The sequence below is a fragment of the Achromobacter mucicolens genome (genome assembly GCF_902859725.1).
Taxonomy (GTDB): Bacteria; Pseudomonadota; Gammaproteobacteria; order Burkholderiales; family Burkholderiaceae_B; genus Achromobacter; species Achromobacter mucicolens.
Genome location: NZ_CADIJP010000028.1, coordinates 41,848 through 55,811, shown reverse-complemented (window position 1 = coordinate 55,811; position 13,964 = coordinate 41,848). Strand labels below are relative to the sequence as shown.

General features: G+C 67.4%; 10 protein-coding genes and 1 pseudogene. 3 read left to right on the top strand and 8 right to left on the bottom strand.

Annotated elements, in window-relative coordinates:
* Positions 1-280 (top strand): annotated as a pseudogene (locus HV786_RS25540) (collagen-like triple helix repeat-containing protein); the annotation flags it as partial.
* A 28-nt stretch (positions 281-308) separates the two neighbouring features.
* Positions 309-878 (top strand): MarR family winged helix-turn-helix transcriptional regulator, encoded by a 570-nt coding sequence (locus HV786_RS27500; protein ID WP_128827502.1) that lies wholly within the window; start codon positions 309-311, stop codon positions 876-878.
* A gap of 39 nt (positions 879-917) precedes the next feature.
* On the opposite strand, the gene HV786_RS25530 is transcribed toward HV786_RS27500, so the two are convergent.
* The 7 genes from HV786_RS25530 to HV786_RS25500 form a co-directional block, all read right to left on the bottom strand.
* A complete protein-coding gene (locus HV786_RS25530) occupies positions 918-2,609 on the bottom strand; it encodes an ABC transporter ATP-binding protein (RefSeq protein WP_175212008.1) in 1,692 nt (563 codons plus the stop codon).
* Positions 2,606-4,117 carry an ABC transporter permease gene (locus tag HV786_RS25525; RefSeq protein WP_175212007.1) on the bottom strand — a complete coding sequence of 504 codons (1,512 nt, stop codon included), beginning with the start codon at positions 4,115-4,117 and terminating at the stop codon, positions 2,606-2,608. The genes HV786_RS25530 and HV786_RS25525 overlap by 4 nt, the downstream gene beginning before the upstream one ends.
* 5 nt (positions 4,118-4,122) lie before the next feature.
* Positions 4,123-5,100: an ABC transporter permease gene (locus HV786_RS25520; RefSeq protein ID WP_128828649.1), complete on the bottom strand. Its 978-nt coding sequence runs from the start codon at positions 5,098-5,100 to the stop codon at positions 4,123-4,125.
* Positions 5,097-7,334 carry an ABC transporter substrate-binding protein gene (locus tag HV786_RS25515; RefSeq protein WP_128828650.1) on the bottom strand — a complete coding sequence of 746 codons (2,238 nt, stop codon included), beginning with the start codon at positions 7,332-7,334 and terminating at the stop codon, positions 5,097-5,099. Before HV786_RS25515 ends, HV786_RS25520 begins: the two co-directional genes overlap by 4 nt.
* Positions 7,335-7,437: 103 nt before the next feature.
* Positions 7,438-8,112, bottom strand: coding sequence for a thermonuclease family protein (locus tag HV786_RS25510; protein WP_128828651.1), 675 nt, complete (start codon positions 8,110-8,112; stop codon positions 7,438-7,440).
* Positions 8,112-9,122 carry a magnesium and cobalt transport protein CorA gene (locus HV786_RS25505; protein WP_128828652.1) on the bottom strand — a complete coding sequence of 337 codons (1,011 nt, stop codon included), beginning with the start codon at positions 9,120-9,122 and terminating at the stop codon, positions 8,112-8,114. Before HV786_RS25505 ends, HV786_RS25510 begins: the two co-directional genes overlap by 1 nt.
* An 84-nt stretch (positions 9,123-9,206) precedes the next feature.
* Positions 9,207-11,336 (bottom strand): ATP-dependent helicase, encoded by a 2,130-nt coding sequence (locus HV786_RS25500; protein ID WP_254599517.1) that lies wholly within the window; start codon positions 11,334-11,336, stop codon positions 9,207-9,209.
* Between the two features lie 114 nt (positions 11,337-11,450).
* Here HV786_RS25500 and HV786_RS25495 point away from each other — a divergent pair, with 114 nt between their 5' ends.
* A complete protein-coding gene (locus HV786_RS25495) occupies positions 11,451-12,365 on the top strand; it encodes a DUF72 domain-containing protein (protein ID WP_128828653.1) in 915 nt (304 codons plus the stop codon).
* Between the two features lie 7 nt (positions 12,366-12,372).
* On the opposite strand, the gene pdxR is transcribed toward HV786_RS25495, so the two are convergent.
* Complete coding sequence (gene pdxR, locus HV786_RS25490) at positions 12,373-13,884, bottom strand: MocR-like pyridoxine biosynthesis transcription factor PdxR (RefSeq protein WP_420809660.1); 1,512 nt, start codon at positions 13,882-13,884, stop codon at positions 12,373-12,375.
* Between the last annotated feature and the right edge of the window lie 80 nt (positions 13,885-13,964).

The following is a 13,964-nucleotide window of genomic DNA, read 5'->3' as shown; positions in this document are numbered from 1 at the left end:
GGGCGCGGCGGCCGGCACGAACGGCGGCGGACTGCTGGGCGGACTGGTGGGCGGCGTGAGCGTCGGCGCGGGCGCAGGGGCAGGCGCAGGCGCGGGTGCGGGGGCCACGACGGGGACGGGAGGAGCCGGCGGATCGGCGGGTGGCTCGGCCAATGGCGGCGGGTTGCTGGGCGGACTGCTGGTCGGGGTGACGGGCGGCGCGTCGAGCACCACCACGGGCGGCGCCGCCAACGGCGGCTTGCTGGGCGGACTGCTCGGCGGCCTGGCCGGAAAGAAGTGATTCCCCGCAACCGTCAGGAAAACCCATCATGCTGCAACAACAGACCTACTCTCATCACGAACCCATGACCGGCATGGCCGACTCCCCCAAGAGCGGCCGGCGGTCCGGCATGCTGGACGACATCGTCCAGCTGCTCGGCCGGCAATTTGCCGCCAGCCACGCGGCATGCCAGTCGGCACTGGCGGAAAACCTGGGCATGCCCCTGGCGGACCTGAAGGCGCTCGAGCTGGTCATGGCGTTCGATGCGCTGCCGACGGGGCATCTGGCGCGGCTGATGGGCATCAGTTCCGGCGGCGCGACGGCGTTGATCAACCGGCTGGAAGCCGCCGGCTACGTCGAGCGCGGCAGGCATCCGCTGGACCGCCGGGTCATCGTGATCCGGCCGGTCGAGTCGCAATGCCGGATGATCGCGAAGGAGCGGCAGTGGATCGCCGACGCCATCGCGACGACGTCGTGCGGCTATGACACCGCGGAGCTGGAAACCGTGCACGCGTTCCTGACGCGTTGCGGCCGCGGCGTAAAGCGCGACGCGCTTGAGTGGCTGGAAATGGGCGGCGCCCATCATCCGGGCCACCATTGCACGCATCACGCCGAGTGAACGGCGGCGGGGCCCAGCCCCGCCGCCGCTTGAACCGGATCAGGCCGCTTCGGGCGGCCCGAAGTGCAAGCGCGGCACCGCGGCCAGCAGGCGGCGCGTGACTTCCTGGCGCGGCGCCAGCAACACGGCCTCGGCCTGTCCCAGTTCGACAATACGGCCCTTGTCCATGACCGCGATGCGATCCGCCAGGTATTCGACCACCCCGAAGTTGTGGGTGATGAACAGATAGGCGATGCCCAGTTCGGCCTGCAGTTCGCGCAGCAGGTCCAGGATCTGCGCCTGCACCGATACGTCCAGCGCCGATGTGGGCTCGTCGCAAATCAGCACCTTGGGTTCAACGGCCAGCGCGCGGGCGATCGCGATGCGCTGGCGCTGTCCGCCCGAGAACTCGTGCGGATAGCGCGTGAGCGTGTTGGCCGGCAACCCCACCCGCTCGATGAGCTGCGCGGCGTGCTTCTCGCGGTCCGGCCGGCTCATGCCGCGCTTGAGCGACGCCAGCCCCTCGTCCAGGATCTCGCCGATGCGCATGCGCGGGTCCAGCGACGCATAAGGGTCCTGGAACACGATCTGGATGTCCTGGCGCAGGCGCTGCAACTGGCGCCGGTCGGCGGTAAGAAGGTCCTGGCCTTGCAGCATGGCGCGGCCCGACACGCGCGCGCCGTCGATCAGCCGCAGCAACGCCTTGCCGGTGGTGGTCTTGCCGCAGCCGGACTCGCCCAGCAGGGCCAGGGTTTCGCCCGCGCGCAACGTGAAGGTCACGCCGTCCACGGCCTTGACCCACGACACGATGCGGCGCAGCGGCCCCTTGCGCACCGGGTAATGGACTTTCAGGTCCTGCACGTCCAGCACCACGCCGCCCGCCTTGGCCGGTTCGCCCCGCGCGCGCTCCTGCGCGGCCGCGGCGCGACCGTGTTCGGTCAGCGGCACGCCGCGCTTGTCGAACGTGGGGATGGCTTCGAAGAGCTGCTTGGCGTAGGGATGACGCGGCGCGCGGAAGAATTCCTCGGCGCTGGCGCTCTCGACGATTTCGCCGCCGCGCATCAAGGCGACGTGGTGCGCCACGTTCTTGACCACGGCCAGGTCATGCGTGATCAGCAGTACGGCCATGCCCATTTCCTGCTGGATGGCGGCCAGCAGGTCCAGCACCTGCGCCTGCACCGTCACGTCCAGCGCAGTGGTGGGCTCGTCCGCGATCAGCAGCAGCGGCTCGGCCGCCAGCGCGATGGCGATCATGACGCGCTGCTTCTGGCCGCCGGAAAACTGGAAGGGATAGTCGTCGATGCGGCGCTCGGGCTCGGGGATGCCGACCCGGCGCAGCCAGTCGATGGCCCGCGCGCGCGCGGCCGCCACGCGCAGGGGCGTGTGCGCGGTCAGCGTCTCGATGATCTGGTCGCCCACCCGCATGACCGGATTCAGGCTGGTGGAGGGTTCCTGGAAGATGATGCCGATGCGCCCGCCGCGCACGCCGCGCATGGCGCTCTCGGGCAGGCGGTTGAGGTCTTCGCCGTCCAGTTCGATCTGCCCGCCCACAATGCGGCCGGCATCCGGCAGCAGCCGCAACAGAGCCAGCGCGGTCATGCTCTTGCCGCAGCCCGATTCGCCCACCAGCGCGAAGGTCTCGCGTTGGGAGATGGCCAGCGCCAGGCGCTTGACCGCGTGGGTGATGCCGGTCTCGCCCGCGACGTCGACATCCAGGCCCTGCACTGTCAGCAAAGGGGTGCCGTCGCTCATGGCGCCTCCCCGGTCTTGGAGGCGCGGCCGTCGGCCGCCAGCATGGCTTCCGGACGGCGGCCCATAAAGCCCAGGCGCGCGAGGCGGCTGGGCTTGTAGCGGCGTGTGCGCGGATCGAACGCATCGCGCACCGCGTCCGCAAACAGGTTGGCGGCCAGCACCAGCGCCAGCATGAAGATGAAAGCGGTCATCAGGTTCCACCAGATCATGGGATCGCGCGACATTTCCAGGCGCGCGCCGTCGATCATCGAGCCGAAGGAATTCATGCTGGGATCCACGCCGATGCCCAGATAGGACAGCACGGCTTCATACAGAACGAGCCCCGAGAATTCCAGCACCACGGTGATCAGGACCAGATGCGCCACGTTGGGCAGCAGGTGGCGCGTCATGATGCGCCAGTGCGAAACGCCAAACGCGCGCGCGGCCTGCACGTATTCCAGTTCGCGCAGCTTGAGGGTCTCGGCGCGCAGCAGGCGGCACAGCCCCGCCCAGCCCGTCAGCCCGAGAATCATGCACAAGAGGAACAGCCGCAGGTCGGCGCGCGCGGCGGACGTGTCGAAGAGATCGGAATGGTTGTCGATGTACACCTGCATCATCAGCGCGCAGGCCGCCACCAGCAGCACGCCGGGAATCGACGTGATGGTGGTGTAGAGGTATTGGATGGCGTCGTCGACCTTGCCCTTGAAATACCCGGCCGCGATGCCGAAGACGATGGCGGGCGGCAGCATCGCCAGCGTGGTGAGACTGCCGATGACGAGCGCCGTGCGGATGCTTTTCAACGCCTGCCACAGCACGTCGTTGCCGATGCGGTCGGTGCCCAGCGCGTGGTAACCGCTGGACAGGCCGGCCAGCGCACCCACGGACAGACATAACAGCGCGAAGGTGATCGTCATGGCGCGCCACGGGATGTCGGCCCGGCCGGCCAGCAGCTCCTCGGCGGCGTGGGACGCCGAACCGGTGGCGCGCGTCAGGCACGCGAAGAGCAGGACCGCGCCCGCCAGCGCGACGGCCAGCCCGGCGGCCAGGCCCCAACCCAGCCGCATGGCGATGTCGCCCGCGCGCTCCTTCTCCGGATCGGTCAGGTGCAGCGCCGCGCCGCGCAGCCGCGGAAAGTCGCGCACCGGCTTGTCATCGACCAGCATGGTCTCTTTGGTGAACTGATGCGCGGCCAGCGGCTCGGAATAGGTTTTTTCCGGGCGGGTCAGCACGGTGCCCGCCAACAGGCCGTCCAGCGCCGACCGCACCGCCGGCGCATACACCGGCGGAGCATCGGCGGCTGCGCCCGGCGCGGGCGGCAGCAGCGGACGGTAGTGCACGGAATCCAGCAGGCCGATCACCGAAAACGCGACCAGAATGACGGCCGAGCACATGGCGGGGGTGTCGCGCGCCACACGCGCCCAGGTCGCGCGCAGGTTGGGACTGCGGCGCACGCGCCAGACGTAGGCCAGCGCGCCGGCCACCATCAGCCACAGCGCGATATCGGTCCAGAGAAAGACGAACTTGGGCATGGCGGCTACTCGAAACGCACGCGGGGATCGGCCAGCGTGTAGGAAATGTCGGCCAGGATCAGCCCCACGATGTACAGGGCCGCGCCCAGGAACACCATGGCGCGCACGATCGAGAAATCCTGCGCATTGATGGCGTCGATGGTGTAGCTGCCCAAGCCGGGAATGCCGAAGAACGACTCGGCGATCAGGCTGCCCATGAACAGCAGCGGCAGCGCGGCCACGGTGCTGGTCAGGATGGGCAGCATCGCGTTGCGCAGCACATGGCGGAACAGCACCACACGTTCGGCCAGCCCCTTGGAACGCGCGGTGCGCACGTAATCCTTGCCGATCTCTTCAAGAAACAGCGTCCGGTAAAAGCGCGCCTCCGGCCCCAACCGCGAGACGATCGCCACCAGCACCGGCAGCGCCAGGAACTTGACCACGTCGAGGCCGCCCGAATAGCCCGAGAACGGCACCAGCCGCAAGAGCTTGGCGAACAGCCATTGGCCCGCAATGATGTAGAACAGGCTGGATATCGAGAGCAGCATCACGCACAGCACGACGCCCCAGAAATCCAGCCGCGTCGCCCGGAAGTACACCAGCGTGAGCGAAAACACGATGCTGGCGAACAGGCCCAGAAAGAATGTGGGCACCGCCAGCGCCAGGCTGGGTCCCATGCGCGTCTTGATCTCGCGCCCGATGTCGCGGCCGCCGTCGGAGGCGCCAAAGTCCATGACCAACAGCGGCACCGAGCGGCGGTAGAACACCGTGTCTGTCAATTGCGCCGTGCCCTGGGCCTGGGCGTTGAAGAACAGCGGCTTGTCGTAGCCGCGCTCGGCCTTCCATTTTTCGACGGCATCCTGGCTGACGCGCTGTCCGCCGATGGCCAGCCGCGCCATGTCGTCCGGCGTGTTCACGGCGAAAAACAGGATGAAGGTGAAGAGATTGACGCCGATCAGAATCAGCACGCCATACAGCAGCCGGCGGATCACATAGCCGATCATGATTGATGCTCCTTGCGTTCGGGCGGCACGAATGCCGTCTGGCGTTCACGCCGCTTGAGCGCCACGTACGAAGGCCAGATCGCCAGCGCCAGCAGCAGGATGAACACGCCGATGGGCCACCAGATGGGCGAATTCCATTCGTCGATCTTCTGCTGGCGCAAGGCCGGATCGATCTTCATGTACTGCAGCGTGTTGCGCACCATCTGCGTGGGCTTGGCGTTGCCGACCCACTGCTGGTAGGCCCCGCCCGACATCGGAAAGTAGCCGAACATCCACGGCGCATCGCGCTGGACGACGGCGATCATCTGGGCGATCAGTTCGGCCTTTTCGGGGCCGTCGTCCAGGAATTTCATCTGCTCGAACAGTTTGTCGAATTCCGGGCTGGCGTAGTTGGCCGCGTTTTCGCCGCCACCCTTGGCCTTGGCGTTCGGGCCGTAGAGCAGGAAGAGGAAGTTCTCGGCGTCGGGGTAGTCGGCGTTCCAGCCCCACAGGAAGATCTGCGCGGCGCCGCGCAGCATCTTGTCCTGGAAGCGGTTGTAGTCGGTGGCGCGCACGTCGAGCTGCACGCCGATCTTGGCCAATTGCCGGCGCATCCAGTCGAACTGCGGGTTGGACCCGCCGCCGCTCATCGAGTCGAAATACAGCACCAGCGGCGCGCCCGTCTGCGCGTTGCGGCCATCGGGGTAGCCGGCCTCGGCCAGCAAGCGCTTGGCCACGTCGATGGGCTTGCGCACGGGCTTGCCGTCGACCAGGTCATACACCACCGGATTGATGCCTTCGGGCGGGTCGCGGTAGCCCAGCACGCCGGGCGGCACCGGGCCGTACGCGACGGACGCCTGGCTGTTCTCGAACACGGCCACGTATTCTTCCCAGTCAAAGGCAATGCTGATCGCCTGGCGCAGCTTGCGGTTGCGCTCCTGTTGTTCGGGCGTGTCGCCCTTGCCCACCACCGGATCCAGCCAGTTAAACCCCATGTACCAGTTGGCGGTCTCGACCGTGGTGGGCAGCTTGATGCCGTGTTCCTGGTATTTGCGGGCCTTGTCCTGGCTGTCGCCGGCCGCCACCAGCATCGCCACGCCATATTCGCCGCGCTCGATTTGCGGCACGTCGTAATAGCCCTGCATGAACTTGCCGGTCAGCGGAATGGCTTCTTTTTCGACGCTGAACTCGGCGCGGTCGATGAAGGGCGTGGGCTTGCCGCAGTCGGCCAGAAGGCCTGCGGCCTTGTCGCCGGGCTCGCCTTCGCAGGGATAGGGCTCGCCGTGGTAATTGGGGTTGCGGCCCAGCACGTGGCGGCGGTTCTGCAGCGACTCGACCAGCATGTACGGGCCGGTCCCCACCGGCCAGGTGTTCAGCGACAGGTCGTGCGCGGCCATGCCGGGCTGGCTGTAGAAGCGGTCCGCCTCCCACGGAATGGGCGCGGTGAAGGTCATGGCCAGCCAGTACTTGAACTGCGGATACTTGCCGTCGACGCGGATGCGCAGCGTGTGGTCATCCAGCGCCTCGACGCCCTTGAAGCCGTTGTCCTCGCGCAGATCCAGCCAGGGCAGCGTGCCGCTGCCGCCCGGCACGTCGCGCCGCAGATCCTGGTCGCGCTGGCGCAGCCGGTCGCCGTAGTCCTTCAGACCTTGCACATGCTCGGCCATGAGCGAATAGATGGGCGACACCACCCGCGGGCTGGCCAGGCGCCGGAAGGCGTAGACGTAGTCGTGGGCGGTGAGCTCGCGGGTGCCTGTCAGGGGGAAATCGGGAATGTAGAACTTGTCGTCCAGTTCGCCCGGGGCGAGCGGATAGTAGGCGTAGCTGCCGTCCTGCTTGCGGGCAAAGGCCGGGTGCGGCGCAAAACGTATCCCGGGACGGATCTTGATGTCATAGACGCTTTGCGCGATCTGCTCACCCGGCGCGTCCTGGGGCAGCGGGTTGCCCGCCTTGTCCAGGTAGACCGGCGGATCGATCGACGCCGCCGCGCGCGGCACCAGCTCGTAGGGCCGCTTCAGGTAGTGATACCCATAAAGCGGCTCATAGATGTTGTAGGTGTAGGGCGTCTCGTCGCCGGAATAGGAGCTGGCCGGGTCCAGGTATTTGGGCGAGCGTTTGACGAAAGCGGAATACAGCGTGTTCTGGCTTTCGGCGCCGGATGGATAGGGGCTGTTGATGGGGCTTTCCTGCGAGCAGCCCGCCAACGCCAGCGACAGCAGCATGGCCGACGCCCAGAGCCGCTTCAGTACACCCATGGAAACCTTCCCGTCGTTTCGTAGCGACAGAGGATAGCAAAAGGGGGGCCGATGAAGTACCCCGGCATCCCCCTAGGGACGAAATACGGGGCGGTTGCGGCCTTCAGCCGCACTGGCGCTGGCGCCAGCAGTCGTAGCGCCATTTCCAGGGCTGCACGGGGTCAGGACGCGCCCACAGCCCGCGGCCAGCCGCCTTGGCCTGGCGCTGCAGGTCCGGCATGGCCTTGTCGCGCAGGTAATCGCCCTTACGGGCCGTGTAGGCCCAGGCGTAGCCGGCTTCGACCTGCACGCGGTTGGCCGAGCGGCCGTCGGCCAGGATCAGCGCGCAGACATCGCGGCCATATTGGTCCTGCTCGTAGCACTGCGCCGTGAGCGTCTTGCCGGCCACCAGATCTGCCAGGTGCTTGCGCGACGCCTCGGCGTCGGGCTGGCCGGGCTGGTCCGTGCCGTGGCCCTCCTCCGGCGCGTCGATGCTGTCCATCCGGATACGCCGCTGGCCGTCAGGCGCCCGCAACGTCACGGTATCGCCGTCCGCCACGTTCACGATCGTGCCGGTCAGGGTGAAGCTCCCCGGCGGCACACCACCCGCAGGCGCCACGGCCGACGGTTTGCCTCCGCCCGGCGCCGAGGGCTTGCCGCTTGCCGTCGGCCCCGGGCGCTGTGGGGCCGAATCCTGCGGTTCAAGCCAGTTCACGATGGCACCCGCCACCGCCAGAACCAAGGCAACGACAAGCGCGGTCAGCTTGCTGCCGCCACGAAAGGGAGATTTGCGGCGCATCACAACCAGCCGGACTTGCGGAACCGCCAGTACAGCACCGAGCAGATGGACGCGATGACGCCCAGCGTGATCGGATACCCCCACGGAGACTTCAGTTCGGGCATGAATTCGAAGTTCATCCCATAGATGCCCGCGATGGCGGTAGGCACGGCCAGGATGGCGGCCCAGGAGGCCAGTTTGCGCGTGGTGTCGTTCTGCGCCGCCTGCCCGATCATCAGGCTGGCTTCGAAGGCGAACGCCAGCGACTCGCGCAGTGAATTGAACAATTCATCCACGCGCAGCACACGGTCGGCCACTTCGCCGAAGTAGGGCCGCGCGTGCTCGTCGACGGCGGACATTTCGACCCGCGCCAGCCGGCGGCAGATCTCGGCCAGCGGCGAGACCACCGTATGGATGCGCAGCAGGTCGCGGCGTTGACGGTACAGCCTGCGGATATCCGAGTCCTTGGCGCCGCGGATCAGGAGCTTTTGCTCCGCGCCCTCGACGACGCTCTCGATCTTGACGGCCGCCGAGACATAACGGTCCACCAGCCAATCCAGCAATTCGGACGCCACATAATCGCTGCCGCGCTTGAGCAGGTCGGGCGAGGCCTCCAGGCGCTCGCGCAGCGGGCTGTGGCCCGCCGTGGCGCCGCGCCGCACCGTGACCAGAAAGCCGTCGCCGATAAGGAACTGCGTTTCGCCGAAGATGGGGCGTTCAGCCTCGACCTCGACCGTGATGGCGACGATCAGGATCATGTTGCCGTAGTCGATGATCTTGGGACGCCGGTGGGTTTCCAGCATCTCTTCCTGGTTCTTGTCGCAGGCGCCCAGTTCGCGCGCCACCTTGGCAAGCGTTTCGGGGCTGGGGTTGCGCAGGCCGATCCACAACATGCTCTGGCCCTGGCGCCGGGCGACGTACTGGCCGGCTTCTGCAATGGGGACCTCGCGGTCCCGCCGTCCGTTCACGTAGGCGATCGATGCCACGACCTCGCCCTTGGGCGCGTCGGCGGCTTGTGCTTCAGTAGACATAGACTTCCTCGGACAAATCGATCCCTGCCGCGCAGCGTGTGGTTATCGGCCGATGATAGCCCAGCCCGCTGACGGGCCGCTGGCTCAGAAAAGGCTGCGCACCCGCTTGGCCACGTCGATGCGCGGGGCCTGCGGCTCGCGCGGCTCGGCCCGTCCGGGCGGCAGGTCGGGCAGCTTGGGCAGGTGGTCAAAGAGCGGCAGCATCGCGTTGGTGATGAACCGCGTGCGCGACCCATAAACGTGGCGGTCGCCCATGCCCGTCTGCTGATGCACGTAAAAGCGCTGCGGCACGACGAGCTGAAGCCGTTCCTTGGCCCGCGTCATGGCCACGTAAAGCAGCCGGCGCTCTTCCTCGATCTCTTCGGCGGTGCCCGTGCTCATGTCCGACGGAATGCAGCCGTCCACGACATTCAGCACATACACCGCCTTCCATTCCTGGCCCTTGGCCGAATGGATGGTGGACAGGATCATGTAGTCCTCGTCGCGCAGCGGCGCGCCGGATTCGTCACTGGTGGCGTCGGGCGGGTCCAGCGTCAGCTCGGTCAGGAAGCGCTCGCGCGACGGGTAGCCCGACGCGATGCGCACCAGCTGGTCCAGATCGGTCTTGCGCACGCGCGCATCGTCGTACAGGCGCTCGAGCTGGCCGTTGTACCAGCGCAGCGCCAGGTCCACGTCGGCGGGCCACTTCAGGGTGGGGTCGCACAACGCGGCGTAGGTGTCGGCAAAAGCGCCCCACTCATCCTGGGCCGCCGCGCCGGGCTTGAATTCGCGCAGCGTGCGCAGCGGCTCGGCCGACGCGGACATGGCGTCCATCAGCTTGCCCGCCGTCGCTGGCCCAATGCCCGGCATCAGCTGCGCAACCCGGAACCCCGCCATGCGCCCGCGCGGATTCTCGGCCCAGCGCAGGATCGACAGCAGATCCTTCACGTGCGCCGCTTCCAGAAAGCGCAGCCCGCCAAATTTGACGAAGGGGATGTTGCGGCGGGTCAGCTCCAGTTCCAGCGCGGCGCTATGGCTGGCCGTGCGAAACAGCGCCGCCTGCGACTTGAGCGTCGCGCCGCCCTCGCGCTGCGCAAGCACCTGGTCGGCCACCCAGCGCGCCTGGCCGGCTTCGTCGCTGACCGTCACCAGCTCGGGCATCTGCGAGGACTTGCGATCGGTCCAGAGGTCCTTGGCGTAGCGTTCGGTGGCCTGCGCGATCACCGCGTTCGAGGCGTTCAGGATGGGTTGCGAGGACCGGTAGTTGCGGTCCAGCGTGATGACGCGCGCCGGCGCGGGAAAGAGGTTGGGAAAGTCCAGGATGTTGCGCACCGTGGCCGCGCGGAACGAATAGATGGACTGTGCGTCGTCGCCCACCACCGTCAAGCCCCGGCCGTCCGGCTTCATGGCCAAAAGAATGGCCGATTGCAGCCGGTTCGTGTCCTGGTATTCGTCAACCAGCACGTGGTCGAAGCGCGCGCCCACGTCGGCCGCGATTTCCTCGTCCGACATCATTTCGGACCAGTACAGCAGCAGATCGTCGTAGTCCAGCACCTGCTGGTCCTGCTTGGCCGCGACGTATGCGCGGAACAGGTTCTTGAGCTCGTCCTCCCATTGGGCGCACCACGGAAACGAGGTCTTGAGCACGTCGCCCACGGGCGTCTGGCTGTTGACCACGCGCGAATAGATCGCCAGGCACGTCCCTTTGAGCGGAAAGCGAGATTTGGTGGAGGACAGGCCCAGCTCATGGCGCACCATGCCCATCAGGTCCTCGGCATCGCCGCGGTCGTGGATGGTGAAGGCCTCGGACAAACCGATGCGTTGGGCACAGTCGCGCAAGAGCCGCGCGCCGATCGCATGGAAGGTGCCCGCCCACGGCAGCGCCGGCGCCTGCTGCGACGCGCGCAGGTTCATCACCCGCTGCAGCACCGATCCCACGCGCCGCTCCATTTCCAGCGCCGCGCGGCGCGAAAACGTCAGCAGCAGCATGCGCTGCGGGTCCGCCCCGTTCAGGATCAGGTGGGCCACGCGATGCGCAAGCGTGTTGGTCTTGCCGGACCCCGCCCCCGCGATGACCAGCAGCGGGCCATCGTTGCCGGGCGCGCCGGTCACGCCGAATTCGGCCGCCTCGCGCTGGGCGGGATTCAGGTCGGCCAACGGATCGGGCCGCTCGGCCGCTCGCGCGGCGGCGCTGTCGTTGTCGGGAGTATGCGAAAGAGGATCTTGGTCTGGCATGTAGCGGAGCCGCCGCGCTGCGGCCGCAAAAAGGAAGGAGCCAAGGCTGGCTCCGGATGAACACTGTATATTTATACAGAATTTTTTCGAATCCGTCTGAACCGCCCCGGCGCCATGCCCGATTTCCCCCGCATCCTGACCGGCACCGCCTCCTGGACCGACCCCACCCTGCTTGCCTGTGGCCGCTTTTATCCGCCCGACGCCCGCAGCGCCGAATCCCGGCTGCGCTTTTATGCGTCGCGCTTTTCGCTGGCCGAGGTCGACTCCAGCTTCTACGCAATGCCCACCCCCGACAACGCGCACCGGTGGGCCACGCGTACGCCGGACGATTTCGTCTTCAACATCAAAGCCTTCCGGCTGTTCACCGGCCACCAGACGCCGCTCTCCGCCCTGCCCGGCGACATCCAGCGCGAATTGGCCGATTGGCCGGATCCGGTCATCTACCACGACCGAATGCCCGCCGACCTGCGCGACGAACTCTGGCGGCGCTACCAGCTTGCCATCGAGCCCTTGCGGATGCCGGGCAAGCTGGGTGCGGTGCATTTCCAGTTTCCGCCCTGGATACGGCGGGACGCCCGGGGCATGGCGCGCGTGGCGGACTGCGCGCGGCGCATGGAGGAACACCTGGTGTCCGTGGAGTTCCGCCACCGCAGCTGGTTCGAGACCGCCGATGCGACGGCAGGCACGCTGGCCTTCGAGCGCGATCTGGGCGTGGTGCACACCGTCGTGGACGCGCCGCAAGGCTTTGAGAACACCGTGCCCGCGGTCTGGGAAAGCACCCATCCGGACCTGACGCTGCTGCGCCTGCACGGGCGCAATGCGGCCACCTGGAACGCTTCGGGCGCCGCGTCGTCGGGAAGGTTCCAGTACGAGTACTCGGAAGCGGAACTGGCCGAACTGGTCGCCCGCTTCACCCGGCTGGCCTCCCAATCGGGACAGGCCCACGCGGTGTTCAACACCAACTTCGAAGACCAGGGCATGCGCAATGCCGCCGCCTTTGCCTCGGCGCTGACGCTGCCGGGGCTGTGAACGGGTATCAGGCACCCGCCTTGGCGGCAGGCCGCGCCATGGGCCGTGCCACCTCGGCCAAACTCTCCAGCAGCACCTCGAACTTGCGCGCGATGTCGTGCTCCGGCACGCAGGCGTACCCCAGCAGCAGCCCCGGCCGGCGTCCTTCGTCGTTGACGTAGTAGCGCGAGAGCGCCCGCGTCAGCACCCCCTTGCTGCGGGCCACCTCGACCACACGCAGGTCGTCCATGTCGGGCGGCAAGGTCAGCACCAGATGCAGGCCGGCCATGCTGGCGTCGCGATGCAGCCAGTCCGGTCCCAGCCGCCGCTCGATCAGGTTGACGAGCATGGCGCGGCGGCGGCCGTACAGCATGCGCATGCGGCGGATGTGCGCCGCGTAATGGCCTTCGGAAATGAACGTCGACAGCGCCGCGTGCGTCATCAGGTGACCCTCGCGATAAAGCTCTGCGTGCGCGGCCTGGAATGCCGCGGTCAGCGGCTTGGGCAGCACCAGATAGCCCACGCGCAGGCCGGGGTACAGCGTCTTGCTGAACGTGCCCATGTAGATCACGGGCGCGTCGGACTCCAGGCCCAGCAGCGACGCGATCGGCCTGCCCGAGAAGCGGAATTCGCTGTCGTAGTCGTCTTCGATGATCCAGCTGCCGCATTGCCGCGCCACCGCCAGCAGTTGCCGCCGGCGGGCCAGCGACATGACCGGCCCCAACGGATACTGGTGCGAAGGCGTGACGAAGATGAACCGCGGCGGCGTGCCCACGGTGTCTGGCAGCCGCATGCCTTCTTCGTCCACGGGCAAGTGCACCGTGCGCAGTCCGTTGGCCTGCAGGATGGTGCGCGCGCCCCAGTAGCCGGGGTCCTCGACCCACGCCGTTTCTCCCGCTTCGCCCAGGATGCGCGTGGCCAGGTCGATGGCCTGGTGCGAGCCTTCGGTGATGATGATCTGTTGGGGATCGCAATCGATCGACCGGGTCAGCGCCAGATGCTGCGCCAGCGCCTCGCGCAGCGCCGGCAGCCCGCCGCCGTAGGCATAGGTCAGCAGGTCCGGCGCAGGGTTGCGCCACAACGCGCTGAAGATGCGGCCAAACTTCTTGTGCGGAAACTCGGTCAGGTCTGGCACCCCCGGCATGAACGCCCCCCATTGGTAGGGCGAGGCCGACACGCCATCGACGATGGCCGCGCCGCGCGGCGACAGCGAGGGACGCGAAGCCGCCTCGTGCGCCTGGCGCGCGCGGCGGCCGCTGGCCAGATAGGAGTCCGGCACCGACGCATTGACGAAAGTGCCATTGCCCTGCCGGCTGCGGGTATAGCCCTCGGCAAGCAGCTGGCTGTAGACGTGCACGACCGTGTTGCGGGCAATACCCAGCTCGGCCGCCAGGTCCCGCGTGGCGGGCAGGCGCGAGTCCGCGGCAATGGATCCATCCAGGATGGCTTCACGGATGCCGCGGTAGAGCCGCTTGTTCATGGGCTCGCTGGCGCCGTCGGCCAGGCGCAGCAGCAGCAAGTCACCAACGATGGACCGCAATTGGTTCTACCTGATTTATCAAAGTGGTTCCCACAAGTGGGGCCATCGTAGCATTAAATAGCTGCTTTACCGCCCATCAC